26 protein-coding genes are annotated in these 25,311 nt (G+C 71.6%); 19 read left to right on the forward strand and 7 right to left on the reverse strand.

Annotated elements, in window-relative coordinates:
- Nucleotides 1-12: 12 nt before the first annotated feature.
- From ACFYV5_RS02415 to ACFYV5_RS02445, 7 genes are all read left to right on the forward strand, one after another.
- Nucleotides 13-351: a MerR family transcriptional regulator gene (locus tag ACFYV5_RS02415; RefSeq protein WP_355106920.1), complete on the forward strand. Its 339-nt coding sequence runs from the start codon at nt 13-15 to the stop codon at nt 349-351.
- Between the two features lie 284 nt (nt 352-635).
- The gene (locus tag ACFYV5_RS02420) at nt 636-839 is read left to right on the forward strand and encodes a cold-shock protein (RefSeq protein ID WP_355106922.1); all 204 of its coding nucleotides are present in this window, start codon (nt 636-638) and stop codon (nt 837-839) included.
- Nucleotides 840-1,048: 209 nt separating this feature from the next.
- Nucleotides 1,049-2,575, forward strand: a complete 1,527-nt coding sequence (locus ACFYV5_RS02425) for a DEAD/DEAH box helicase (RefSeq protein ID WP_355106924.1) — start codon at nt 1,049-1,051, stop codon at nt 2,573-2,575.
- Between the two features lie 45 nt (nt 2,576-2,620).
- Nucleotides 2,621-3,025: a CBS domain-containing protein gene (locus tag ACFYV5_RS02430; RefSeq protein ID WP_355106926.1), complete on the forward strand. Its 405-nt coding sequence runs from the start codon at nt 2,621-2,623 to the stop codon at nt 3,023-3,025.
- 48 nt (nt 3,026-3,073) lie between these two features.
- The gene (locus tag ACFYV5_RS02435) at nt 3,074-3,382 is read left to right on the forward strand and encodes an SCO5918 family protein (protein ID WP_355106928.1); all 309 of its coding nucleotides are present in this window, start codon (nt 3,074-3,076) and stop codon (nt 3,380-3,382) included.
- A 49-nt stretch (nt 3,383-3,431) separates the two neighbouring features.
- Nucleotides 3,432-3,980, forward strand: coding sequence for a TetR/AcrR family transcriptional regulator (locus ACFYV5_RS02440; RefSeq protein WP_389163360.1), 549 nt, complete (start codon nt 3,432-3,434; stop codon nt 3,978-3,980).
- 96 nt (nt 3,981-4,076) lie between these two features.
- Nucleotides 4,077-5,525, forward strand: a complete 1,449-nt coding sequence (locus tag ACFYV5_RS02445; RefSeq protein WP_389163362.1) for an MFS transporter — start codon at nt 4,077-4,079, stop codon at nt 5,523-5,525.
- A gap of 272 nt (nt 5,526-5,797) precedes the next feature.
- Here ACFYV5_RS02445 and ACFYV5_RS02450 read toward each other — a convergent pair whose 3' ends face one another.
- From ACFYV5_RS02450 to ACFYV5_RS02460, 3 genes are all read right to left on the reverse strand, one after another.
- Nucleotides 5,798-6,124 carry a hypothetical protein gene (locus tag ACFYV5_RS02450; RefSeq protein ID WP_389163365.1) on the reverse strand — a complete coding sequence of 109 codons (327 nt, stop codon included), beginning with the start codon at nt 6,122-6,124 and terminating at the stop codon, nt 5,798-5,800.
- 167 nt (nt 6,125-6,291) lie between these two features.
- Nucleotides 6,292-8,532: a TerD family protein gene (locus ACFYV5_RS02455; RefSeq protein WP_389163368.1), complete on the reverse strand. Its 2,241-nt coding sequence runs from the start codon at nt 8,530-8,532 to the stop codon at nt 6,292-6,294.
- Nucleotides 8,533-8,894: 362 nt separating this feature from the next.
- On the reverse strand, nt 8,895-9,116 hold the full coding sequence (locus ACFYV5_RS02460; RefSeq protein WP_389163371.1) for a hypothetical protein: 222 nt from the start codon (nt 9,114-9,116) through the stop codon (nt 8,895-8,897).
- A gap of 171 nt (nt 9,117-9,287) precedes the next feature.
- Between ACFYV5_RS02460 and ACFYV5_RS02465 the strand changes: the two genes are divergently transcribed.
- The 4 genes from ACFYV5_RS02465 to ACFYV5_RS02480 all read left to right on the forward strand — a co-directional run bounded on the left by ACFYV5_RS02465 (nt 9,288) and on the right by ACFYV5_RS02480 (nt 12,792).
- Entirely contained in the window at nt 9,288-9,836 is a 549-nt protein-coding gene (locus ACFYV5_RS02465) for a GNAT family N-acetyltransferase (RefSeq protein WP_389163374.1), read from the forward strand.
- Nucleotides 9,837-10,016: 180 nt separating this feature from the next.
- The gene (locus ACFYV5_RS02470) at nt 10,017-11,285 is read left to right on the forward strand and encodes an alpha/beta fold hydrolase (RefSeq protein WP_389163375.1); all 1,269 of its coding nucleotides are present in this window, start codon (nt 10,017-10,019) and stop codon (nt 11,283-11,285) included.
- Nucleotides 11,286-11,325: 40 nt separating this feature from the next.
- A complete protein-coding gene (locus tag ACFYV5_RS02475; RefSeq protein WP_389163377.1) occupies nt 11,326-11,958 on the forward strand; it encodes an MBL fold metallo-hydrolase in 633 nt (210 codons plus the stop codon).
- A gap of 54 nt (nt 11,959-12,012) precedes the next feature.
- The gene (locus ACFYV5_RS02480) at nt 12,013-12,792 is read left to right on the forward strand and encodes an exodeoxyribonuclease III (protein WP_389163380.1); all 780 of its coding nucleotides are present in this window, start codon (nt 12,013-12,015) and stop codon (nt 12,790-12,792) included.
- A 161-nt stretch (nt 12,793-12,953) separates the two neighbouring features.
- On the opposite strand, the gene ACFYV5_RS02485 is transcribed toward ACFYV5_RS02480, so the two are convergent.
- On the reverse strand, nt 12,954-13,973 hold the full coding sequence (locus ACFYV5_RS02485) for a glycerophosphodiester phosphodiesterase (protein ID WP_389163383.1): 1,020 nt from the start codon (nt 13,971-13,973) through the stop codon (nt 12,954-12,956).
- Between the two features lie 110 nt (nt 13,974-14,083).
- Between ACFYV5_RS02485 and ACFYV5_RS02490 the strand changes: the two genes are divergently transcribed.
- From ACFYV5_RS02490 to ACFYV5_RS02510, 5 genes are all read left to right on the forward strand, one after another.
- Complete coding sequence (locus ACFYV5_RS02490; protein WP_389163385.1) at nt 14,084-14,521, forward strand: DUF6278 family protein; 438 nt, start codon at nt 14,084-14,086, stop codon at nt 14,519-14,521.
- 142 nt (nt 14,522-14,663) lie between these two features.
- The gene (locus ACFYV5_RS02495; protein WP_389163388.1) at nt 14,664-15,410 is read left to right on the forward strand and encodes an amino acid ABC transporter ATP-binding protein; all 747 of its coding nucleotides are present in this window, start codon (nt 14,664-14,666) and stop codon (nt 15,408-15,410) included.
- A 16-nt stretch (nt 15,411-15,426) separates the two neighbouring features.
- A complete protein-coding gene (locus ACFYV5_RS02500) occupies nt 15,427-16,344 on the forward strand; it encodes a glutamate ABC transporter substrate-binding protein (protein ID WP_355115780.1) in 918 nt (305 codons plus the stop codon).
- A 16-nt stretch (nt 16,345-16,360) separates the two neighbouring features.
- Complete coding sequence (locus ACFYV5_RS02505) at nt 16,361-17,005, forward strand: amino acid ABC transporter permease (RefSeq protein WP_389163390.1); 645 nt, start codon at nt 16,361-16,363, stop codon at nt 17,003-17,005.
- Nucleotides 17,002-17,889 (forward strand): amino acid ABC transporter permease, encoded by an 888-nt coding sequence (locus ACFYV5_RS02510; RefSeq protein WP_389163393.1) that lies wholly within the window; start codon nt 17,002-17,004, stop codon nt 17,887-17,889. The genes ACFYV5_RS02505 and ACFYV5_RS02510 overlap by 4 nt, the downstream gene beginning before the upstream one ends.
- A 39-nt stretch (nt 17,890-17,928) precedes the next feature.
- On the opposite strand, the gene ACFYV5_RS02515 is transcribed toward ACFYV5_RS02510, so the two are convergent.
- Nucleotides 17,929-19,494: an alpha/beta fold hydrolase gene (locus ACFYV5_RS02515; RefSeq protein ID WP_389163395.1), complete on the reverse strand. Its 1,566-nt coding sequence runs from the start codon at nt 19,492-19,494 to the stop codon at nt 17,929-17,931.
- A gap of 165 nt (nt 19,495-19,659) precedes the next feature.
- On the opposite strand from ACFYV5_RS02515, the gene ACFYV5_RS02520 reads away from it, so the two are divergent.
- Nucleotides 19,660-21,105, forward strand: coding sequence for a hypothetical protein (locus ACFYV5_RS02520; RefSeq protein ID WP_389163398.1), 1,446 nt, complete (start codon nt 19,660-19,662; stop codon nt 21,103-21,105).
- 9 nt (nt 21,106-21,114) lie between these two features.
- Here the strand turns inward: ACFYV5_RS02520 and ACFYV5_RS02525 are convergent, their stop codons facing one another.
- Entirely contained in the window at nt 21,115-22,464 is a 1,350-nt protein-coding gene (locus ACFYV5_RS02525; RefSeq protein WP_355115791.1) for a radical SAM protein, read from the reverse strand.
- Between the two features lie 201 nt (nt 22,465-22,665).
- On the opposite strand from ACFYV5_RS02525, the gene ACFYV5_RS02530 reads away from it, so the two are divergent.
- Nucleotides 22,666-23,292 (forward strand): hypothetical protein, encoded by a 627-nt coding sequence (locus tag ACFYV5_RS02530; RefSeq protein ID WP_389163401.1) that lies wholly within the window; start codon nt 22,666-22,668, stop codon nt 23,290-23,292.
- Between the two features lie 52 nt (nt 23,293-23,344).
- Complete coding sequence (locus tag ACFYV5_RS02535) at nt 23,345-24,580, forward strand: cytochrome P450 (protein ID WP_389163404.1); 1,236 nt, start codon at nt 23,345-23,347, stop codon at nt 24,578-24,580.
- Here ACFYV5_RS02535 and ACFYV5_RS02540 read toward each other — a convergent pair.
- Complete coding sequence (locus tag ACFYV5_RS02540) at nt 24,552-25,304, reverse strand: hypothetical protein (RefSeq protein WP_355115768.1); 753 nt, start codon at nt 25,302-25,304, stop codon at nt 24,552-24,554. The genes ACFYV5_RS02535 and ACFYV5_RS02540 overlap by 29 nt on opposite strands.
- Nucleotides 25,305-25,311 lie beyond the last annotated feature (7 nt).

The raw sequence follows: 25,311 nt of genomic DNA on the forward strand, positions 1-25,311 counted from the left end.
AGAGAGGTGCAAATGACAGCAGATGACTCGTACGGCCGTCTCGACGACGACGACTACCCCGCTTACACGATGGGCCGGGCCGCCGAAATGCTCGGCACGACGCAGGGCTTCCTCCGTGCCATCGGCGAGGCCCGCCTCATCACCCCGCTCCGTTCCAAGGGCGGACACCGCCGCTACTCGCGCTACCAGCTGCGCATCGCCGCCCGGGCCCGGGAACTCGTCGACCAGGGCACTCCCATCGAGGCCGCCTGCCGCATCATCATCCTGGAAGACCAGCTCGAAGAAGCCCAGCGCATCAACGCCGAGTACCGCCGCGCCGCCGAATCGGTGAATCCACCGTCCGAGGCTTGAGGTGTCCGTATCTATGACCGCGAGGTGAGGATTCACAGCGCGGCGCGGGGAGAGTTCTTACCCCGCTGAAGAGGGTGGAGTTATCGAGCGTACGCAGGCCGATGCGGCATGCTACTGTCGATCTCAGTTGACGTCGTGGCTCCCAAAACTTCAGACACCTTTTCCGGTGTCTCGGCCACTGGAAGCGTTCTGTATCTCCGGCGATTCTTCCGGTCGGGCCGTCATCGCGGCGATCCGGTATCCGCGCACCGCGGATCCCGGCGCACTTCCCTAGGAGATATGACATGGCGTCCGGCACTGTGAAGTGGTTCAACGCAGCCAAGGGATTCGGCTTCATCGAGCAGGACGGTGGCGGCGCCGACGTGTTCGCCCACTTCTCGAACATCGCCGCCCAGGGCCTGTACGAGCTGCTCGAAGGCCAGAAGGTCGTCTTCGACATCGCGCAGAGCCAGAAGGGTCCGACGGCCGAGAACATCGTTCCCGCCTGACACTGACGCGCATTTCGTAGCTGGGGCCCGCATCCCTCGGGGTGCGGGCCCCAGCTGCAACAATTTACTGTAGGGCTCTTCGGAGCCGCATCGTCCCACCGCAGATCAGATTCGATTCTGCATTTCATTCGGCCCGTTCTTGTGATTCCCCGCGCTGCTTTTCCGCTGCGGGAATTCCTTGATGCGTGCCGTATCAAGGAAGGTTCTGAATGAACCCCACACGTACGAACAGCCGTTCCTCCGGCGCCCGCCGCCGCACCGGCGGCCCCGTTTTCGACTCCACCGCCGGTTCCTCGCGGGGCGGTCGCTCGTTCGCGCCGAACCGTTCGGGCGCACCGAGTCGTTCGGGCGGTCCGAACCGCTCGGGCGGCTACGGCCGACGGCCCGCCGCGGTGCAGGGGGAGTTCGCCCTGCCGAAGACCATCACTCCGGCGCTGCCCGCCGTCGAGGCGTTCGCCGACCTCGACATGCCCAAGACGCTCCTGGCCGCGCTCACCGCGCAGGGCCTGTCCGTGCCGTTCCCGATCCAGGGCGCGACGCTGCCGAACTCCCTCGCGGGCCGTGACGTCCTCGGCCGCGGCCGGACCGGCTCCGGCAAGACGCTCGCCTTCGGTCTGGCCCTGCTGGCCCGCACCGCCGGACAGCGCGCCGAGCCCCGTCAGCCGCTGGCCCTGGTCCTGGTCCCCACCCGGGAGCTCGCCCAGCAGGTCACCGACGCCCTGACCCCCTACGCCCGCGCCGTGAAGCTGCGCCTGACCACCGTCGTCGGCGGGATGTCGATCGGCAGGCAGTCGAGCGCGCTGCGTGGGGGCGCGGAAGTCGTCGTCGCCACCCCCGGCCGCCTCAAGGACCTCATCGACCGCGGTGACTGCCGGCTGAACCAGGTCGCGATCACCGTCCTGGACGAGGCCGACCAGATGGCCGACATGGGCTTCATGCCGCAGGTCACCGCACTCCTGGACCAGGTCCGCCCCGAGGGCCAGCGCATGCTGTTCTCCGCGACGCTGGACCGCAACGTCGACCTCCTGGTCCGCCGCTACCTCACCGACGCGGTCGTCCACTCCGTGGACCCCTCCCAGGGCGCGGTCACGACGATGGAGCACCACGTCCTGCACGTGCACGGCGCCGACAAGCACCGTACGACGACGGAGATCGCGGCCCGCGACGGCCGCGTGATCATGTTCCTGGACACCAAGCACGCCGTGGACCGCCTCACCCAGGACCTCCTGGGCAGCGGTGTCCGGGCCGCCGCCCTGCACGGCGGGAAGTCCCAGCCGCAGCGCACCCGCACCCTCGCCCAGTTCAAGACCGGGCACGTCACGGTCCTGGTCGCGACGAACGTCGCGGCGCGTGGCATCCACGTCGACAACCTCGACCTCGTCGTCAACGTCGACCCGCCGACCGACCACAAGGACTACCTGCACCGCGGCGGCCGTACCGCCCGGGCCGGCGAGTCCGGCAGCGTCGTCACCCTGGTCACCCCCAACCAGCGGCGCGACATGACCCGCCTCATGGCGGCCGCCGGCATCGTGCCGCAGACCACGCAGGTCCGCTCCGGCGAGGAAGCGCTCAGCCGGATCACCGGAGCCCAGGCCCCCTCCGGCATCCCCGTGACGATCACCGCGCCGCCGGCGGAGCGGCGTCAGGGCAAGCCCGCCTCCCGCGGTCGACGCAGCCGCTCCTCGGCCGCCCGGCGCGTCAGCGTGCGGCAGTCCGCCTTCGACGCGGCGGCCTGATTGCCGCGTCTCAGGAAGCCGACCCATCTCTGCAGGAGGCATGTTGTGACGCTGGTCCAGACGCAGCCCCGCCCGGTGAGTGCCACCCCCGTCCACCGGACGGTGGCCGACGCCATGGACACGGCCGGACCGCAGGTCTGTGACGACATGACCGTCGAGGTGGCCCTGTCCGTGATGGCCAGTGCCCGTACGGGACACCTGCTCGTCTGCGACAACGACGGCCTGTGGACCGGACTGGTCACGCAGGCCCAGCTCACCACCGTCCGCGACGGCTCCGCCTACACGGACCGGGTCCAGCTGCGCGACATCCTCGGCGACCGCGGGCCGTTCACCTCGCCCGTGACCACGATGGCCGACGCCGAGCACGCCATGCGCTACCGCTGGCTCGACGCCCTGCCCGTCGTCGACGAACAAGGCAGCGCTCTGGGCGTGCTCAGCCTCGCCCGCTGAACCGCCCCACCGCGGCAGAACCATCCCTCCTTCTCCCTGTGAGGCATCATGCGCTGTGTCATCGCCCGCTTCCCGTTCGACCTCACCAAGAGCGGTGTCCTGGAAACCATGAAGGGCGTCAAGCCCGAGCAGGTCACCGGCGATTCCGTGATCATCGGCCGTCGGACCTACCCGGTCATGCAGGTCGGCCAGGTCATCACCCGCCAGGACCGCCGCGATTTCAGCGCCGGTGAAGTCCTCCGGGCCATGACCCAGCTCGGCTTCACCTGCCGCGGCCTTCCCCAGGCCCCGCCGACGCGCGCCCTGGACCCGTTCCAGCACGCCTCCGCGATGCTCGGCGCCCCCGCGGCCGCCTGACCGACGGGCCACCTTGACCCACTCATGATGCGAGTGGTTAATTACTTCCATGAGTGGGACGAAGGTGCGGCAGCGCTCGACCGCCGACGAGCGCCGGGCCACGGTCATGCGGACGGCGATCAAGGCGTTCGCGGAGCGCGGCTACTACGGCACGTCGACGATGGATGTCGCCAAGGCGGCCGGTATCTCGCAGGGGTATCTCTACCGGCTGTTCCCGGACAAGGAGTCGCTCTTCGCGGCGCTGATCGAGCACTGCTCGACCGTGCTGCGCGAGGCGGCGGCGGAGACCGTCGCGAAGGTCGGGAGCAGTGACCCCGAGGCCGTCATCGCGGCCCTGTCGTCCTCGTACGGGGACGTCGTCGCCGACCGGGACGTGCTCATGATCCTCATGCACGGCAACTGCGCCGCCTCCGTGCCGGTCATCGGGGACGCGGTGCGCGCCTGCTACGCCCGCCAGGTCGAGTACATCCGGGCTGCCTCCGGCGCGTCGGACGAGCAGATCAGGCGCTACTTCGGCGACGCCCTGCTCAGCAACGTCCTGCTCGCCGCGGGGGCGGCGGAGATCGACGCACCCTGGGCCCGCACTCTGCGTGGCTGAGCACTCCCCGCCCTTCCTCTTTCCCACGGCCGCTTCGGCGGCCTCTTCTTCGACCCGAGAAGTAAGCGGTCAATCGCTTACATGAGAGGTGCTTCCATGTCCTTACCACGCCGGACCCTCTCGGGCGGGACAGCGCCGCTGCTGGCCCTGCTCGCGTTCGCGCAGTTCATCAGCGCGATCGACTACAACATCGTCTACGTCGCCCTGCCGGAGATCGGCAGCGCGGTCGGCTTCGACGCGCACAGCCTCCAGTGGGTCATCAGCGCCTACGCCATCGCCTTCGGCGGTCTCCTGCTCCTCGGCGGCCGGGCGGCCGACCTGTTCGGCCGACGCCGGATGTTCGCCACCGCCTTGGGCCTGTACGGCGTCGCGTCCCTGGCCGGCGGCCTCGCCACCGAGCCCGGCGTCCTGGTCGCCGCCCGGGCCGTCCAGGGCCTCGGCGGCGCTCTGCTGCTGCCGGCCACGCTGGCGCTCATCGCCACCAGCTTCGAGGAGGGCGCCGCACGCAACCGCGCCCTGGCGGTCTGGGGCGGAGCCGGAGCCGTGGGACTCGCCCTCGGCTCGCTGCTCGGCGGCGTCCTGACCCAGTACCTCGGCTGGGAGTCGGTCTTCTACGTCAACGTGCCGCTCGCCCTCGGCGCGGCAGCCGCGGCGTTCGCCGTCATCCCGCCGAACGGCGCCCGTGAGAGGGGGCGGGGCTTCGACCTGGCCGGAGGGCTGGCCGCCACGGCGGGCTTCACCGCCCTCGTCTTCGGCGTCGTGCAGGGGCCGGAGGCGGGCTGGACCTCCGCCGAGACCCTCGTCGCGCTCCTCGCGGGGCTTGTGCTCGTCGGCGTCTTCCTCGCCGTCGAGGCACGGACGGCGCATCCGCTGATGCCGCTGCGGCTGCTGCGCCACCGCAGTCTGGTCACCGCGATGGGCATCACCTTCGTGTTCATGGGCACATTCGGCGCGCAGTACTACTTCTTCACGGTCTACCTGCAGACCGTGCACGGCTACAGCGCCATGGCCACCGGCCTCGCCTTCCTGCCCTCTGCCCTGACCGGTCTGGTCGGCACGAAGGTGAGCGAGCGTCTCCTCGGCCGCGCGGGGGTGAAGGCCACGGTCCTGACCGGCCTGCTCCTGGGCTCGGCCGGCATGGCGGCCCTCGCCCTGGCCTTCTCGCCATCCGCCGGATACCCGGTCCTGCTCCCCGGCGTCATCCTGCTCAGCCTCGGGCAAGGGCTCGCGTGGACCGCGATGTTCGCCGCCGCCGGCACCGGCGTCGACGCCCGACACCAGGGCGTCGCCTCCGCCATGGCCTCCACGACCCAGCAGATCGGCGGCGCGGTGGGGCTCGCCGTCCTTGTCGCCGTCGCGGGCCCCGCGACCGACGCGGTCACCGGCCCCGCCCTTGTCCCCGGCCTGCGCGCCGCAGGCATCACCGCCGCGGCACTCACCCTCCTCGGCGTGGCCATCGCCCTCACCCTGCGTCACCCGGCCAAGGACCCGATCGGCCGAGCGGCCCATGAGGATGACAGGCCACCTCGGATCAACGCCGCCTGACGCCGCGCCACAGGCAACGACCCGCACCCAGGGGGCACATGCTCCGCCGTATCGGTCCTCGTCTCCGGAGAAGCCGAAGAGCCAGGGCTGCCGCGACATCGCCGTCGAACCCGGTGACGTAGTCCCATCCGCCGGCGCCCATCGAGCGCAACTCGCCGTAACCGGTGGGCGGATACACCTCGGCAGGTACGCGGCCGAGCTCGACGTAGATCTCGTACGCGATCGTCTTGTAGCCCCGGGGCCGAAGGGGTGCCCGGTGTGGGCGGTCTCGGTCAGGCGCTCACGGCCTGGTAGCTGAGCTCCTTCACGACGCCACGCGCGCCGGAGGCCTTCGCCGCTCCGACCGCAACCCGGCTGAGCCCGCCTTTGTGACACCAGGCGGGGTTGCGGGACTCGTCCTTCGCGTACACCCCATCGGGCAGCCGCACCAGTGGCGTACCGCCCTCGTCGAGCCCGGGCGCGGACAGCGGCGGCAGCAGCGGGGCCCAGCGGTCGAGGCCGCGCTCCCGGTGAGCGGGCGCGGCGAACAGACCGACGGGGACGCGGTCGTGGTCGTCATCGACCTCCAGCGGGTACGCGACCTCGTCGGTCGACGTCACCGGGCAGCCTTCCGTGAGTGGCGGCCACAGCGGGTGGCGGACGGCCGGGTCGGCGAGGGAGCGTTGCGCGGTGGCGAGCCAGATCCTGCGGAGTCCTCTCGTGGGAGTGGCCCAGCGGACGCCTCAGCGGGGGCAAACCGGGTCCCGGGCCGCATCGTTCCGAAAGGTCAGCGGCGAACCTTCAGGCTCCATTTCTCGGTGGTGCGGACCCCGATCAGGCCGGACGGGACCGGATAGACGCCGGGCCCCGCGCACAGCTGGCGTTCGGGGCGCAGGTTCGCGTCCATGGTGGCCAGCACTATGGTGTCGGTCTCGGCCCCGGGGTCGACCCGTACCTCCACCTTCGCGGCGGAGTCGGTCATCTCCACCAGCTCCCAGCCGTGGCCGGACAGCTTCCGCTTCACCTCGCGGGCGTCGGCCAGGGGCAGCACCTCCAGCTTCCACGAGGCCGCGTGGTCCAGCTTCACGACCACATGGCACCAGCCCTCGGGCCCCACGGCGAGCGGGCCGGTCATCGGCCGGCGGGTGCCGATCATCCCGACCCTGTCGCTGGTGCCGTCCGGCTGGACGGTGTGCACATAGCTGTCGGTCTCCTCGGAGCCCTCGCACGTGGCCCGGATCAGCGCGGGCGGGCCCGCGTAGCGCAGCACGGCCTGTCCCCGCCCCTTGGCGCTCTTGCCCAGGGCCTCCACCGTGTCGAGCGGACGGACCCGGAGCCGCCAGTCGCCGGAGCCCTCGACCCTCACCCGCACCTCGGGCTCGCCCTTGGCGAACACCAGCAGCTGTCCCCGCGCGTCCCTGGTGGTGGAGAAGATGCTCAGCTGGTCCACCTCGCCCGTCTCGTCGAGCCGCCAGATCCAGAACCAGCTGTGCCGCTCGGGCACCCGGGTCCGCTCGAACTCCACCACCGCCGGCCTGCCGGGCTCAGGGTTCACCACGGTCAGCTCCAGCTTGCCGCGCCCTTCGTAGACACCGGTGGCCAGGGACCGGGCGCGGGCCCGCTCGGCCTCCTCCGGAGTGCGGTGGTGTCCCGGCGCGGGCGTCAGCTCGGCGGTCCAGCCGGCCTCCGCCGACACGAGCACCAGCAGCGGCCCCGCCGGGACCGGGTGGGTGGCCTCGACCCGGTCGTCGTCGTCGGCCAGCGGTTTCCGCCGCGCCGGCTCCACGCGGTCGAGCGGGGCCGTGGCCGCCTCGAAGCGGGCGGACGGCTGCCCGTGGTGGCTCAGGGTCAGGTCGGCGGCCGGGCCGTCGTGCAGGAGTACGTCCGGGCCGGTGCCGGAGACGGTGTCGTCCAGCCGGCGGGCGGCGCCGAGCGACAGCACCCGCAGGGTCCAGGCGCCCGCAGCCTCGACGCGCAGCCGCAAGGCGCGCTTACCGCGGACGGCCAGGACCCGGGCCTCCCGGATCGGGGCGGTGGTGTCGAGGAGGACGTGGTCCTGCGCGTCCTCGCCGTCGAGGGCGGCGACGGTGAAGCGTCCGCCGCCGGCCACCGACATCTCGATGATCAGCGGGCCCTTCGGGGCCGGCCGGCCGAAGGAGAGGACCTGGTCTCCTTCGCCGTGCGCCTCGTGGAACACCTCGCTCGCGGGGACGGGCACCGACCCCTGCTCCGACCCGGCCGTCGGGCCCAGCATCTTCGCCAGCGAGGCTGCCAGGGACGCCGCCTGGGCTGTGAGTTGGGCCCCGCTCGCGGCCACGCTCCCGCCTGTCTCCTGGCGACCCCCGGCCGGTGCCCGGCCGGGATCGGCCGCCGCCGTGGCCCCGCCCGGGGCGGTGTCGCTCGCGGTCAGGCCCATGGCCCCGCCCGGGATCGCGCCCGTAGGCGGGGCGGACTCCTTGTGGACCTCGGTCATCGCGGGGCCCGGCACCGGCGCGGCCGGCAGGGCCTCCGGGGGGATGCCGTAGTCGGCGGCGAGCGCGGCCGGTCCGGCGCTGTAGCCCTGGCCCACGGCGCGGAAGCGCCAGGCCCCGTTACGGCGATAGCACTCGCCGAGCACCAGCGCGGTCTCCCCACCGGCGTCCGTGACCTCGTACCGCGCCACCGGCGGGCCCTCGGCGCCGGCCACCTCCACGGAGAGCCCGGCGACCGCGCCGAACGTCCCGCCCGCGGCGAGGACGACGATCAGCACCCGCTGGACGGCGGGCTCCACCGCCTCCTCGTCCACCTCCAGCCGTTGGACGAGGAGCCCGCCCTCCGCCGCCCCGCCCAGGTGCCGTGCGGCGCCCGAGGGGTGCGAAGGCCGGTCCCCCCGGACCACGTCGGCTTCACCACGGACCCGGCCCGCCGCGTCCAGCAGCACCGCCGTGGCGGCCACCAGGGGGGTGCCCGGCCGGTCCTCGCGGGCCACGGCGATGCGGAACGGGCCCCCGGGCAGCGGGGTGTTGGCCCCCTTGATGATGATCGTCATACCGACATCCTGGCATCGGCCGCCCTCCGCGGTCGACGAATCCGGCGAATCGCGGGGGTAGCGCGCGCCGCGCTGGGGCTTCGTGGTCGTGGTCACCGGGTCGCCTGGGCACCGGCGGCGAGACCGGGGTCCGCTACCGATACCTGGGGGACGAGAAGAAGCAGGGCTTCTTCGGCGTGAACGTCTCCCGGCGCGGCGGTCACCAGCAGAGCGCCTTCTGCCGGCTGGACGCGCGGCAGCGGTGAACTGCCCGTGGGGCCGCGGCTGCCGGCCGTCGACACCCAGGGAGGCTGGTCCATGGAATCCCACCAGGGAGGCATCGGCGGCTTCTGGACCCGTCGCCGCCAGCCGCCCGGTCCTGGTCAGCCGGTGCGCGCCGAGCGCCCGCGCGATGCCGGAGTCGATGACGCGCGGTGCGCGTCGCCCGCCAGGTCCGCCCGCAGCGTCTTGACCGCCGCCAGCCGGCGCCCGCACCGCCCCAGGTGGACGGTCCCCATGCCGCCCTCGCCGAGCCGCCCGCACAGCTCCCAACGGCCCAGCCGCCGGGGGTCGCCGGGCAGCGGCGGCCGCATCGGATTCCCCATCACGCCAGTGCCCCCGTCACGGGGCCCGATCCTACGACCGGGCGTCCCCCGGCCGGGGCGCCTCGGCAGGGGATGTCGACGCGTGGGCGACCGGGACGGGCATCGTGGCCGCCGAGACCGGGCCGTAAAGCGGTGGACAGCCCTCTGGCGCTGGGCGAGCATCTCCCCCCGATGAACAACGAACTTCACTCCCTCCCCCGACGCGTCCGCTTCGTCCCGCTCAGCGCGAAGGCGTTGCGGGCACTCGCCGAGGGCGACCTCGCCGGTGGCAGCGCCGAGGCCGGGGTCGCCCTCGACGAACACTTCGTCTCCGACCGAGCCCGCTGGATCTTCGCCTACCGCGCCGACCAGCTCGCCCGGGACCCGTCCGCCGCGCCCTGGATCACGCGGGCCGCGGTGTCCGAGCCGGACGGGACCGTCATCGGCGACGCCGGATTCCACGGGCCGCCGGACGAGACCGGCACGGTCGAGGTCGGATACACCGTCGTGCCCGCGTACCGCCGCCGGGGCTATGCCCGGGCCATGCTGAGGGCGCTGCTCGTCAGGGCCGCCGCCGAACCCGGTGTCAGGACCGTGCGGGCCACCGTCAGATCCGACAACCAGGCGTCCCTGGCCACCCTGGCGGGCTTCGGTTTCACGCGTGTCGGCGAGCGCGGGAACGAGCACGACGGACTCGAGCTCGTCTTCGAGGTCGCGGCCGACGCGATCCAGGCCGCATAGCTCGGGGAGGTACGGCTCCAGCAGCGGCAGCGGCAGCGAGCGGCGTGCGCCCGACGGACCCGCCCACCCCGTCAAGGCCACGGTCGCGGCGGGCGGGAGCCGCCGGGTTTCCACCCGGCGACATGGCCAGGTTTCGACCCGGCGATGTGAGAGATCCCGAGAGATGAGAGGGTCTGGCGGGTGAGCGAGACACTTCCGAACACTCTGCAATACCGCGTTGACGGGCAAGGAGACGCCCCGGTCCTGGTCATCGGGCCCTCACTGGGGACCACCTGGCACATGTGGGACCGCCAGATACCCGAGCTCACCCGCCAGTGGCGCGTCGTCCGTTTCGACCTGCCGGGCCACGGCGGGGCCCCCGCCCGCCCCTTCACCTCCGTCGCCGAGCTCGGCGACCGGCTGCTCGCCACCCTCGACGAGCTGGGCGTCCAGCGCTTCGGCTACGCCGGCTGCTCCATCGGCGGCGCGGTCGGCCTCGACCTCGCCCTGCGGGCGCCCCACCGGGTCGCCTCACTCGCCCTGGTGGCCGCCTCGCCCCGGTTCGGCAGCGCCGACGAGTTCCGCCAGCGCGGCGTGATCGTCCGTACCAACGGCCTCGAGCCCATGGCCCGTACCGCTCCCGAGCAGTGGTTCACCCCCGCCTTCCGTGCCGCCCAGCCCGCGATCGTCGAATGGGCCGTGCAGATGGTCCGGACGACCGACCCCGGCTGCTACATCGGCGCCTGCGAGGCGCTCGCGGTCTTCGACGTACGGGAAGCCCTCGGCCGCATCGGTGTCCCCGCCCTGGTGCTCGTCGGCTCCGAGGACCAGGTCACCGGACCCGCCGAGGCCCGCACCCTGGTCGCCGGGATCGCCGACGCCCGGCTCGCCGTCGTCCCCGGCGCCTCGCACCTCGCCCCCGTCGAGCAGCCCGCGGCCGTCACCGAGCTGCTCACCGACCACTTCGCCGGGGTCGTCCACGACACGCAGAGCGCCCTGCCGGCCCCGCCGATGCCGCCCGTGTCCGCTCCCGTCGTGCCCGTCGCCGAGATCGCCCCCGCCGAGCCGGCCGCCCCGGCGGCCGGGGCCGCCCGGCCCGACCCGTACGACCAGGGCCTCAAGCTGCGCCGCGAGATCCAGGGCGACGCCCATGTCGACCAGGCCCTGGCCGACGAGTTCGGCGCCGACCTGCAGGCCCTCGTCACCCGCTACGCCTGGGGCGAGGTCTGGAACCGCGAGGGCCTGGACCGCCGGACGCGCAGCTGCGTGACCCTGGCGGCCCTGATCGCCGGCGGGCACCAGGACGCTCTCGCCGACCACACCCGGGCCGCCCTGCGCAACGGACTGACCCCGGACGAGATCCGGGAGGTCGCGCTCCAGACCTCGGTCTACTGCGGGCTGCCCGCCGCCGAGAGCGCCCTGCGCGTGATGGGACGGGTGATCAAGGAGGAGACCACGCCCCAGGCGTAGGCTGACCGGGCACTTATGGCCCGTCGTGAGGTGGAGTCCCGTGAAGCTGACGAAGAAGTCGCACGCCTGCGTCCGTCTGGAGAAGGACGGAGGGACGCTCGTCATCGATCCCGGCGGGTTCAGCGAGGAGGACTCCGCTCTCGGCGCCGACGTCGTGCTGGTCACCCACGAGCACCCGGACCACTTCGACGAGGGCCGGCTGCGGGCCGGCCTGGAGTCCAACCCGGCGGCCGAGATCTGGACCCTGCGCAGCGTCGCGGACAAGCTCTCGGCCGCCTTCCCGGGCCGCGTCCACGTCGTCGGCCACGGCGACACCTTCAGCGCGGGCGGCTTCGACGTCCAGGTCCACGGCGAGCTCCACGCGGTGATCCACCCGGACATCCCCCGGGTCACCAACGTCGGATTCCTCGTGGACGGCTCCCTCTTCCACCCGGGCGACGCGCTGACCGTCCCCGGGCACCCGGTGGACACGCTGATGCTGCCGGTGATGGCCCCCTGGAGCAAGATCTCCGAGGTCATCGACTACGTACGGGAGGTCAGGCCGCGCCGCGCCATCGACGTCCACGACGCCCTGCTCACCGACCTCGCCCGGCCCATCTACGACCGGCAGATCGGCGCCCTCGGCGGCACGGACCACGGCCGGATGACCCCGGGCGACTCCACGGAGCTGTGAGCCACCGCGCCGCGGGACCGGTGACTGTCACACCCCGCCGTTAGGCTTGCGCTCATGCGCATCGCGACCTGGAACGTCAATTCGATCACCGCCCGCCTGCCCCGGCTCCTGGCCTGGCTGGAGAGCTCCGGCACGGACGTGCTGTGCATCCAGGAGACCAAGTGCACCGTCGAGCAGTTCCCCGCCGACGAGCTGCGCGAGCTGGGGTACGAGTCGGTGGTGAACGCCACCGGACGGTGGAACGGCGTGGCCCTGGTCTCCAAGGTCGGCCTGGAGGACGTCGTCACCGGACTACCCGGCGGGCCCGACTACGAGACCGTGCAGGAGCCCCGGGCCATCTCCGCGACCTGCGGCCCGGTCCGCGTGTGGTCGGTGTACGTGCCCAACGGCCGCGAGGTCGCCCACGAGCACTACGCGTACAAGCTCCGCTGGCTGGAGGCGCTCCAGGCGGCCGTCGCCGGGGACGCGGCGGGGGAGCGGCCGTTCGCCGTGCTCGGTGACTTCAACATCGCCCCGACCGACGACGACGTCTTCGACATCGCGGTCTTCGAGGGTTCCACGCACGTCACCGCGCCCGAGCGGGCCGCGCTCGCCGGCCTGCGCGAGACCGGTCTGACCGACGTGGTCCCGCGCCCGCTCAAGTACGACCACCCCTTCACGTACTGGGACTACCGCCAGCTCTGCTTCCCGAAGAACCGGGGCATGCGCATCGACCTGGTGTACGGCAACAAGCCGTTCGCCGACGCGGTCAAGGACAGCTACGTCGACCGTGAGGAGCGCAAGGGCAAGGGCGCGTCCGACCACGCGCCGGTGGTCGTCGACCTGGACGTCTAGGGGGTGTCCGGTGGATCTTGGCCGGGGCCACGACGCCTGGCACGGCACCTCGCCGCGTTGCCGAAACGCCCGAATAGCTCCGCTATTAAGGCGCTCCGGCGCCTTGCGATGCACCGCACCAGACGCCGCGTCCTATCCGGCCCTGATCCACCGGACACCCCCTAGGTCCGGTCGACCTCCAGGACCGGTCGACCTCTCGACCCGTCCGGGGCCTGGGCGGCGTTCCAGCCGGTCAGTTCGGCCGGGCGGTTGGTGATGATCCCGTCCGCGCCGAGCGCGTCGAGCGTCTTCCAGCGCGCCGGGCTGTCCACCGTCCAGACCATCACGGCCACGCCGGCCGCGTGGAGCTCACGCACCGCCTCCGGGCGGGTGGTCAGCTCCGTGGCGGACGGGTTGTAGGTGCTCAGCCCGAGCTCTTCGGCGACCGCGACCGGGTCGGGATCCAGCTTGTCGCGCAGCAGGCCGAGGGGGAGCTCCGGGGCCAGGGCCCGGGTGTGCCTCAGCGCCTCCGGGTCGAAGCTCTGGACGAGCACCCGGCCGGTCATGTCGTGGCCGCGGATCTCCTCGACGATCCGTGCCACCTCGTCGCGGCTGTGCCTGCCCTTGATCTCCAGGACCAGGTTCCCGCCGCGGCGGCGCAGATCGTCCAGTTGGGCGGCGAGGGTGGGGACCCGCGCGCCGGTGAACGCGGGGGCGAACCAGGAGCCCGCGTCGAGCGCGTCCAGCTCGGCGGCGGTGAGGTCGCGGATCGGCCCGGTGCCGTCGGTGGTCCGGTCGACCGTGGTGTCGTGGAGGACGTACGGCACGCCGTCCTCGCTCGGCTGCACGTCGTTCTCGATCCACCGGGCGCCGGCCCTGCGGGCGACCTCGTCGGAGACCAGCGTGTTCTCGGGCGCGGCCGAGGAGGCCCCCCGGTGGGCGATCACCGTCACGGGCGAGCCGGGCGCCCGCAGGAAGACGTTCGCGGCTCGCTGCCCCCCGCTCGCGGGTGCCTTCCCCGCCACTGGAGCGGCTGGAGCGGCTGGGACGGCCGGAGCGGCCGGAGCGGCGGAAGCGGTTGGAGTCTCCCGCGCCGTCAGTAACGCGGCGGCGGAGGCGCACGAGAGGGTCAGCACGAGGACGACCGCGGCGTCGCGCCGACCACGGCGCGGGCGCGTCGTCGGGGTCTGGGGCTCTGGCATGCGCCACACCTTAAGCCGGACACGCGAGCCGGACGGCGCGGCGCCCCGGGCCCGGACGATCTCCGCGCGCCGGGTGGTGCCACGGGAGGGTGCGATGCGACGCTGGTCGGATGAACATCCCGTTCCTGGACAACTGGCGCAAGCGGCTCGAGGCCGATCGATCCCCCTTGGCCGCGGCCTTCGACCGCGATCCGGAGGGGGTCGGTGAGCTGCTCGCCGAGTGCGAGCTGCTGCGCGCCAGGGCCCAGGACGCGGGGGTGCGGCTGGACGACACCCCGCGCTCGCTGGTGGCGATCGACCAGCTTCCGCCGCGCTGGCGGGACGATCCGGAGGAGCTGCCCTGGCTGGGCAACGACGCCGGGCTGTACCTGGGCACGGTCATCGTGCGCACGGTGCCGGGCGCGGTCTGGCAGGTATGGCCGGGAGGCAGGCCGGTGGTCCGGCTGGCCTCGGGCCGGGAGATCGACGTGGTGGCGGCCGGGCTCGACTGGGCCGTGAGTGGATCGCCCGAACTGTCCCAGGTGTACGCGGAGGCCGCCGAGTTCTGAGCGGCCGTGGCGAGCCGCCGGGCCACCCTTCCGCAGTAAATACGGCTAATGACGTTTTCATGCGTGTCGGGCGTGAAGTCCCTTTTTGTGGTGGATAGTTTGCGCTGACCTCGACACAGCTGAGAATGGGGCAGGGCAGCGTATGGCCGTCGTCGATCCGTTGATCGAGCTGCGGGACGTCAACAAGCACTACGGCACGTTGCACGTTCTGCGGGACATCCGCCTCACCGTCGGCCGCGGGGAGGTGGTGGTGGTCATCGGCCCGTCCGGCTCGGGCAAGTCGACGCTCTGCCGGGCCATGAACCGACTCGAGGGTGTCGAGTCGGGCGAGATCCTCATCGACGGGCGGCCCCTGCCGGGCGAGGGGAAGGCGCTGGCCCGGCTGCGGGCCGAGGTCGGCATGGTCTTCCAGTCCTTCAACCTCTTCGCGCACAAGACCGTTCTCGCCAACGTCTCCCTGGCGCAGATCAAGGTCCGTAAGCGCAAGAAGGAGGAGGCCGACCGGCGTTCGCGTGAACTGCTCGACCGGGTCGGGCTCGCCGCCCACGCCGACAAGTTCCCCGCCCAGCTCTCCGGCGGCCAGCAGCAGCGTGTCGCGATCGCCCGCGCGCTCGCCATGGACCCCAAGGCGCTCCTCTTCGACGAGCCGACCTCCGCACTCGACCCCGAGATGATCAACGAGGTCCTGGAGGTGATGCAGCAGCTCGCACGGGAGGGGATGACCATGGTCGTCGTCACGCACGAGATGGGCTTCGCCCGCTCGGCCGCGAACCGTGTCGTCTTCATGGCCGACGGCCGCATCGTCGAGGACCGCACGCCGGAGGAGTTCTTCACCAGCCCGCGCAGCGAGCGCGCCAAGGACTTCCTGTCCAAGATCCTCAAGCACTGAACGGGGGCGGGACATCATGCACCGTACGCGACGCACTCTGACCGCCCTCGCGCTGCTCGCCACGGCCGTGAGCACGCTGCTCGCCTGCGGCAAGGAGGGAAGCCCGCCCGTCAAGGGCCCGCAGCCGGACGAACTCCCCGTCTATCAGGTCCAGTCGGCGTTCCAGTTGCCCGACTCCTCGACCTGGCGGAACGCGAAGAAGCGCGGCCACCTGATCGTCGGCGCCAAGGAGGACCAGCCCTACATGGGGGAGAAGGACCCGGCCACCGGCCGGTACTCGGGCTTCGACATCGAGATCGCGAAGATGATGTCGGCCTCGCTCGGCTTCGACCCGGCCTCGATCGAGTTCCGGACGATCGCCTCGGCCAACCGAGAAACCGCCCTGCAGAACGGCCAGATCGACTACTACGTCGGCACCTACACCATCAACGACAACCGCAAGAAGCTCGTCGGCTTCGCCGGCCCCTACTACATGGCCGGCCAGTCGCTGCTCGTGCGCGCCGACGAGGACGACATCCACGGGCCCGGGGACCTCGACGGCAAGCGCGTCTGCTCGGCCGCCGGATCCACCCCGTACCAGCGCATCGAGAGGGACTACCCGACGGCGGATCTCGTCGCCTACGACACCTACTCCGTCTGCGTCGACAACCTCCTCACCTACCAGGTCGACGCCGTCACCACCGACGACACGATCCTCATGGGCTACGCGGCCAAGGTCCCCGACGAGCTCAAGGTCGTCGGCAAGCCGTTCTCCCAGGAGCCGTACGGCATCGGCGTCCCCCGGAGCGACAACGCCCTGCGCTTCGCCCTCGACGACGCCCTCGCCGCTCACGAGAAGAACGGCGACTGGAAGAAGGCGTACGACGCGACCCTCGGCCTCTCCGGGGTCCCGGCCCCCCAGCCGCCCGCCATCGACCGCTACCCGGCGAGCTGAGGAGGCACTCCCCGACATGGACGTCCTGACAGAGAACTTCTCGCTCTACGGCGAAGGCTTCCTGGGCACCGTCGAACTCACCGTCTACGCGTCGGCGTTGGCGCTCGTCCTCGGCTTCGTGATGGCCTCCTTCCGTGTCGCGCCGGTCGGCTCCTTCCGGCTCTTCGGCACCGTCTGGGTCACCGTCCTGCGCAACACCCCGCTCACCCTGCTCTTCTTCGCGGTGATGCTCGGCCTGCCCCGCTTCGGACTCGTGCTTCCCTTCGAGCTGTTCGCGGTCCTCGCGCTCGGCTGCTACACCTCGGCCTTCATCTGCGAGGCGCTGCGCTCGGGCATCAACACCGTGCCACGCGGCCAGGGCGAGGCGGCCCGCAGCCTCGGCATGACCTTCGGGCAGACCCTGGGCGCCGTCGTCCTGCCCCAGGCGTTCCGCTCCGTCATCCCGCCCATCGGCTCCACGCTCATCGCGCTCGCCAAGAACTCCGCGATCGCCGGGGCCTTCAGCGTCACCGAACTCCTCGGCACGTACAAGACGTTGAGCGAGCTCGGCTACAACATCGTCTGGACCTTCGTCTGGATCGCCGTCGGCTACCTGATCATCACTCTCACCATCAGCGCGGTCTTCAACGTCCTGGAGAAGCGCTGGGGAGTCGCCCGATGACCGAGTCCACCGCCCTGTACGACATCCCCGGCCCGCAGACCCGCCGGCGGCACCTGCTCTACGGCGTGATCTCGACCGTCGTGATCCTGGCGCTGGCGGGCTGGATCCTCTACCTCCTCTTCGACACCGAGCAGTTCACCACGACGAGGTGGTCGCCCTTCGCGTACGAGGGCATCCAGGAGCTGCTGCTGCGCGGCCTCGGCAACACCCTCAAGGCTTTCGCGTACGCCTCGGTGCTCTCGCTCGCGCTCGGCGCCGTCCTCGCCACCGGACGCCTCTCCGAACACCGCGTGCTGCGCTGGGTCTCGACGCTGCTCGTCGAGTTCTTCCGCGCCATGCCCGTGCTGGTGATGATCTTCTTCATCTTCGTGGCGCTGAAGGTGCAGCCGCTGCCCGCGCTGGTCGCCGGACTGACCCTCTACAACGGCTCGGTGCTCGCCGAGGTGTTCCGTACCGGGGTCAACTCCGTCGACCGCGGGCAGCGGGAGGCCGCGTACGCGCTGGGGATGCGCAAGACCCAGGTCATGACCTACGTCCTGGTGCCGCAGGCGGTCCGGGCGATGCTTCCGACGATCATCAGCCAGCTGGTGGTGGCCCTCAAGGACACCTCGCTCGGCTTCCTCATCACGTACGAGGAGTTCCTGCACGCGGGCAAGCTGATCGCGTCGAACCTCGACTACGATCTGCCGTTCATCCCCGTCGTCATGGTGATCTCACCGATCTACATCGGGATGTGCATCCTGCTCTCCTGGTTCGCCACGTGGGTGGCGAGGATGGAGCGCCGCAGCCCGAAGACGAAGGCCGTGGGGGTCGCCCCGGCCGAACCGGAGACGCTGCTGCCGGGCGGGGGTCCCCCCGGGGCCCCCCGCCCGCAGGGGCAGTAGCGCGCAGGAGAGGCATGCCCGTCCGGCAGCAGCCGGTGATCACTCCTCCCGCAGCGGGACCGACACGTAGGACGGGTCGGCCGGCGGGGAGGAGAAGGTCAGCTGCGCGCCGGTCGGGTTGTGCTCGATGTAGAGCGGGTCGACGGTGTCGACGACCAGGGCGAGACGGTGACCCGCCGGCACGTCGTAGGCCGTGGAGAACAGCTCCAGGTCGACGGCGAAGGGCTTCCCGGGCGTCTGGCCGTGGAAGGTGTACGGGGCATTGCTGACCAGCTTGCCGAGGCCGAGCGGACCCACGTCGTAGAGGTACGCGACGAGAGTGCCGCTCTCCTTGGTGGAGGTCACCGTGGTGTGCAGCTTCGCCGTGCCGCGGACCTGCTGGGCCGTGTCGTACCGCTCGGACTGCCAGACGCCGGCGAAGGAGCGGGGGAGGAGCGGGATCGAGGCGACGGGCGGGGTCCTGAGGAACTGGTCCAGGGCGTTGGAGAGCAGCACGATGCCGCCGTTGGCACCGGAGTCGACGTTCGCCCAGATCCGCTGGGTGGAGCCGAGGGCGATCTTCCGCTCGTTCGCGCCCACCGACTTCCAGTCCGGGTACCCCTCGTAGCCGCCGGTGGACCGGGTCTTGAGCTGGACGGGCTGCTCGCGGTCGATGCCGTTGTCGGCGCCCTTGAGGTGGTGGTCGAACCAGCGGTGCGCGTTGGTCCAGGTGTCGTTGGGCAGCCCCAGCAGGCCGGTCGCCTCGGCGGTGGCGTGGTCGCCGGGGCGGAACTCCAGGCGCTTGGGGCCCTGGAGCTTCTCGTAGAAGGAGGCGTACTGGTTGGGCGGGAAGATGGTGTCGCCCCAGGCGTTGCCGAGCATGATCGCGGCGCCGTTGGCGTTGATCCGGTCCAGGTAGGTGACCGCCGAGCGCTTCTTGCCCCAGGCGATCATCTCCTCTTCCTTGTCGAGGTTCGAGGAGAGGAAGTCGCCCAGGATCTGCTGGAGTTCGGGTCCGGGGCGGCCGGTGAGGAAGCCGGCGCCGCCGAGCAGGGCGGCGGCCTGGAGGTGCTGGGTCCGGCCGCTGTAGATGGAGTCGATGAGGTCGGCCCAGCCGCTCAGCGCCGCGACGGCCTTGATCCGCTTGTCGTGCGCGGCGGCGAGCAGGCTGATCCCGGCGCCGTACGAGACACCCGCCATACCGACCTTGTCGGGGTCGGCTGGGGTGTTCGCGAGGGCCCAGTCGACGACCTTGGAGGCGTCGGCGACGTCCTTCGGTCCCGCGGTCTCGATCTCGCCGCCGGACTGCCAGAAGCCGCGCGAGTTGTAACTCACCACGACATAGCCGGAGTCGGCGAGCTTCCGGGCCTGTGCGAGGTACTCGATCTGGGGCATCGCCCAGCTGGTGGGAAGCACGATCACGGGGTAGCGGACCGAGCCGTCGGCGCCGGCCGGGGTGACGACATTGGCCTTGAGGACGGTGCCGCCGTCGCCGGCGATGTCGACGAAACGGATTCCGGCGTCGGCGGTCTCGGCGGTCTCCGTGGCGTGGGTGGCAGGCGCGAGCCCGAGCGCCGTCCCGGCCACGAGGGCGGCCGAGACGGCGAGGGACAGGGATGTGCGCACGGGTCACTCCTCACTGGGGGTGTCACTGATGGGGGGCAGTGAAAGTGACCCGACGGTAACCGCGGCGGCTTACCCAAGGTAACTGGTCGGTAAGTTACGCGAAAGTAACGATTATTGGACGGCGTGTCAGTGAAGGGCGCGCGAGCCTCGCTAGGGTTCGGCCGTATGACCGACCGCGTTCTGGAACTTCTGCGCAGCCGCCCCGATCTGGCCGATGCGGCCGCGTTCCCGTTCAACTTCGACGTGGACCGGGCGTACCACGTCGAGGAGGTGCACCCGGCGTCCGGGGCGTCGCTGGAGCCGATCGCCGGCGACGACACCGGAGGCACGTACTTCCTGTGCGGGGGGACGGCCGTGCTCCACGCGTCCTCGGAGGGGGACGCCGTGCTGTTCGCCGACAGCGTGGGCGAGGCGCTGGAGATGCTCGTTCGGCTGCCCTGGTGGTGCGAGGACCTCTCCACCGAGCTGGACGAGGAGAGCCTGGCGGCCGCGGTGCGCGCGGCGGACGACGAGGCGCGGGAGGAGTTCGCCCCCGAGCTGGACGCGCGGCGAGCGGCGCTGCTCAGCGGTCTCGGTCTGCCGGAGCGGCCCCTCGTCGAACTCCTCGCCCTGTCGGAGTCGGCCGCCCGGCGCACCGACCCGGACCACGTCCTGCTCAACTCCGAGGAGCTCTGCGCGTACCTGCTGGAGGAGTCCTACCGGCCGTCTCTGCGTGACGTCGTCCTCGGCCCGGGGCGCGAGGCCCTGGAGCGCATGCGCTCCGGCGACGTCGACGTGCGGAAGGAGGTCGCCGAGGATCCTGTGCTGTGGGCGGGGGTGGTGCGGGCGGCGGGGTACGACCGCCGGGACGGCGACCTGCCGCTGCTGCGCGAGCTGCTTCGCCGCGGGCATGCCGAAGGGGACGAGTGGTACCGCGAGCGGTGGCTGGGCGCGATGCTCGTGGCGCTCCACGGGCAGGCCGAGGACGTTCCGCTGCTGCGGACGGCCACCTCTGGACAGGTCACCGACAGCGCCGAGGCTCTGGAGTGGGCCCACGGGCTCGACGCGGCCGAGGAGAGCCCGTTCACCTGGATCGAGCTGGCCCGCCGCCAGGGGCGCGTCGAGCACGCCCGGGTCGCGCTCATCCGCATGCTGGACGACACGGGCCCCGACGCGCAGCGGCTCCGCGAGCTGAGCCGCGCGCTGGAGCGCATCGGCGACCACGCACAGGCGGCCCGCGCTCAGTTCAACCTGCTCTCGCTCCAGGACACGGCCTGGGACCGGGCCGCGGAGGCGCATGTCCTCGCCCGCCTTGAGCGCGGCAAGGGTGACCTCGCGGCGGCGGGACGGGCGCTGGACCGCGCCCGGGCCGCGGTCGGCCTCGACGGTGCCAGGACGGACGGAACGGTCGCCGAGTGGCACCGCCGCGGCCTCGGCCTGCGGATCACGGAGCAGCATCTGGAGCTGACGCTCGCCGCGGTCGAGGCGGGCGCCGCGCCACTCGCGCGTGCGACGATGGCGCGCGCCCGCCTCCTGCTGGACATGATCGCCAAAGAATCGGCGAAGGCGCTCAGCCCGCTGTCCACGCGGGCGACATGGGCCGTCGCCGGGCTTCGCCCGCCCGGCGACTGAACCTCCTCCTCAGGAGGAGGTGTCCTCGGATCCGGTGTCCTCGAGGCCTTCCAGGCTGTCCATGAACGAGCTCACGGAGAACACCGCACGGCCCGGGCCGGCCGGGCCGTAACCGGGCGGGGAGTTCAGGCCGAACTCCTCGAGCGTCGCCCGGTAGGCCTCCAGCAGACGGATGTGGTACTCGAGCGGCGCCCCCAGCGGATTGGCCTTGCCCAGCGGGGTCGTGGGCTCCGGGCACCAGGTGGTGAAGCGCGGCACGACGCCGTTCGACATGAAGAACCGCAGTCCCTCCGTGGTCGACTCGATCGCCTCGCTCACCTTGGTGAAGCCGAAGGGCTCGGCCATCTCGATGCCCGCCACGAAGTTGGGGATCACATGGCGGGGGCCGAACACCTCGGCGGAGTCCAGGATCCTGCGGTGCCACTCGTCGCGGCCGACGTAACGCTCCTTACCCGGACAATGCAGCTGGAACAGCCGGCGGTCCCACACCTCGAAGTTGGGGTGGTAGATCCGGATGCCGTAGTCGTGGAACCGCTGGACGTCGTCGCGGGGCAGCGCCTGGGCCACGACCTTGCCGATCCAGCGGCCGGGGAAGCGCTCCTCGATGGCCTTCGCGTAGTGGCCGTAGAAATCGGCTTCGTCGCGACCGCCGACCTGGGACGTGATCGAGCCGCCCGTGAGGGTGTACGCCCGGGAGGTCCCGGCCGTGTCGTACCGGTCGATGATCTCCAGGGCCTCCAGGACCTCCTCGACCGGCTTCACCCCGGTGTACGGCCGTCCCGCCGCCTTGTGCTGGCGCCAGTTGTGGTTGATGTCGCAGAACTGGCACTCCTCCTTGGCGCCGAAGTACTGGCACACCCGGAAGACCGTCAGGTAGATGAGGTAGCCCCACTGGATGGTCGGCGCGACCTCCATCACCGACTTGCCGTTCGACAGCGTGTGCCGGTAGTACTCCGGCATCGGCGGCAGGCCGACGTCGGCGATCCGCGCGCCGTCCAGATAGAGCCCGAGCACGCCGTCCTCGCCGCCCCGTACGACGTAGGGGGAGTCCGGATTGACGCGTACGGACACGACGGTACGGCGCAGGTCGTACGGGCCGCCGGTGAGCACGATCTCCTCGGGAGGCCGGTTGAGCGCGGCGGCCCCGAGCTCCGGCAGCGTGCGGTGGTCGAAGGAGAAGATGAAGTACGACTTCGGCTTGACGTCGCCGGCCGCCCCGTCGGAGGTGCCGCTGAGCGCCGACTCGTCGAAGGCCATGCCGCCCCGGAGGAGATCTTCCTTGATCACGGCTTCCCGGGGCACGTGCGGGAAGCGCTCCATCAGGTCCTCGACCAGCGCGGTACGGCTGAGGCTCTCCATGTGCTGCTCCATCCTGTGACTCCATGAGGGTCCCTCGAAGCGTAACCCCGTGTAAGTGACGCGCCTGGAGCCGGGGTGTGACACGTCCGGGGCACCGCCCGGCTGTCCACGCCGTCCCCGCCGTCCCCGCCGTGGGACCATCCATGCCGCGGAGGCATCCGCTCGCACGAGCACGAACCGACGGTCAGGGAGAGCAGCCACATGTCCGACGCCTCCGACGAATCCTCCGTAGGGGGACTCTCGCCGTATCAGCGGGAGTTGAGGAAGCGCTTCCTCGCCGCTCCCCAGGTCGCCGCGCCCGCGCCCTGGCGGCAGGTGTTCGACCCGTATGTCGCCGTCGGAGGGCTCCTCGGGATCGGCTTCGGGGTGGATCCGGGGAGCGGGGGCGACCTGGTCATGGTCGTCTCGCACGACGGGCACGGACTGTTCGACGCGGTCACGGGGGAGCGGATCGCCCGGGACCGGGATCCCGACCCCGAGGGAGACGTGCCCGACGGGCCCGACCTCTCCTGTCCGGGGCTCGGGCCGCTGGAGGGGGTCCGCGTGCGGATCGCCGGTCTGTACGGCGGAGGGCTCCACACCAGCGCCTCCGGCGGGTGGAGCGTCGACGTCGTCGCTCCCGACTGGCCCCACGAGCGCGTCCTGCTCAGCGGCGACGGAGGCATGCCCCATCGCGGTCCGCACGGCGAGAAGTGGTGGCACGTCTTCCACTCCCGCTGGTCCGAGCTGCGCGCCGTCGGCTTCTCACCGTCCGGACGGACGCTCGCCGTCGCGACCAGCAGCGACCTGACCCTCTGGACGCGCGCGGAGGAGCGCCAGGACGGCTGAGCAACGGAGTGGGGATCTGGAATTCCGGGGACGCGCGCACCAAGCTGGTGCCGTGGAGAACCCCGGCGGCGTACCCGATGTCTTCGATCCGCGCGTCTATGCCGACGGACCGCCGCACGAGGCTTTCCGCGCCCTGCGCGACCGGCACCCCGTCGCCTGGCAGGAGGAGTACGAAGTCCTCGGCTGGCCCGCCGGATCCGGGTTCTGGGCCGTCACACGGCACGCCGACGTCGTGCGCGTGCTCAAGGACTCCAGGGACTACTCCTCGTGCCTCGGCGCCACACAGATCCGTGATCCGGATCCGGCCGATCTGCCGTTCATCCGTCGGATGATGCTCAATCAGGACCCGCCGGAGCACGGCCGACTGCGGCGGCTCGTCAGCCGGGCGTTCACCCCCGGACGCATCGGGCGGTTCGCCGGGACCGCGCGGGAGCGGGCGCGCGAGCTGCTGGAGGCAGCCGTCGACGCGGGCCCCGAGGCCGATCTCGTGCGGGCCGTCACCGACGACTACGCGCTGCTCAACCTGACCGACCTCCTCGGCGTCCCCGCCGGTGACCGCGGACTGCTGCTCACCTGGACCGAGCGGGTCATCGCCTACCAGGACCCCGACGAGCCGCCCGTCCTCGACGCGCGAGGACGGCCGGTCAACCCCCGCTCGCCCGCCATGCTCGCCGACATGTTCGCCTACGCCCGGGAGCTCGCCGCGTACAAGCGGAGAAACCCGGCGGACGACGTCATGACCGCACTCGCCACGTCCGAACTCCGCCCCGCTGAGCTGGAGATGTTCTTCTTCCTGCTCACCGTCGCCGGCAACGACACCGTCCGCAGCGCGGCCCCCGGCGGGCTGCTCGCCCTCGCCGAACACCCCGACGAGCGCCGACGGCTGTGGGACGGGACGGCCGCCGTGGACCGGGCCGTGGAGGAGCTCCTGCGGTGGCACCCGCCCGTGCTCTCCTTCCGGCGCACCGCGGCCCGCGACACCGTCCTCGCCGGCCGCCCCCTTGCCGCCGGCGACAAGGTCGTCGTCTTCCACGCCTCCGCCAACCACGACGAACGGGTCTTCACCGACCCTCACCGGCTGGACCTGGACCGGATCCCGAACCCGCACGTCTCCTTCGGAGAAGGACCCCACGTCTGCCTCGGCGCGCACTTCGCCCGGCTGCAACTGCGCGTCCTGTACGAGGAGGCGCGTCACACCCTGCCGGACCTCGAACTCGTCGCTCCGCCCCGGCGGCTCGTGTCGAACTTCATCAACGGCGTCACGTCCCTGCCGGTTCGCCTGCGGTAGTGGGAGAAGGGGTGGCCGGGGCGGTGCGCGCCGCCCGCGTCACCTCGGCGACCAGTTCCACGACATCGGGGCCGTACGCATCCGAGTTGACGACCTTCAGGAGGAGCACGAAGGGGCCGGAGCCGTACTTCCGCGCCAGCTTCTCGTGGTGCCGGGCCAGGTAGCGGCTGGCGGCCTGGTTGGAGACCGCGGCCTGGCCGCAGAGGAGGAAGACCGGCCGCCCGCCCTCGCCGCCGGTGAGGCGGGCGAGGATCACGTGCTCGGTGGACCCGTTCACGCACCGGTACACCTCGCCCCCGACCGTGATCATGCCCCGGTCCGCGAACGGATCCGATTCCACGTTGACCGTCAGGCCGGGAAGCAGGGTCGACAGATGTGCGGCCATCCGGCGGTTGGAGTACGGTCCGCCGACGCAGAACTCCGCGCGGTCCCCGAGGCCCTGCCGGGCCTCGTCGTGCTGGACTATCTCCGGGCGTGCTCCGCAGTCCTTGATCAGGGCGGAGAGTTCGAGCAGCGCGGAGACGTCGACGTTGTGCACCGCCCGCTCGCTGCCCGCTTTACGGTTCACCACGAGCAAACACTCGGAGCCGTCGCGCAGCCCGAAGAACGCCTGCTTGCGCCGGAGTTTACGGCGCCAGAGATACGTCCGGGTCAGCCAGCCCAGCGACCCGCTGACCCCGGTCGCGAGGACCCCCAGCACGACGTTGCGCAGGTCTTCGTTCATGGGCGCG

Origin of the sequence: Streptomyces sp. NPDC003035 (assembly GCF_042888285.1) — a bacterium.
In the GTDB taxonomy this organism is placed as follows: domain Bacteria; phylum Actinomycetota; class Actinomycetes; order Streptomycetales; family Streptomycetaceae; genus Streptomyces.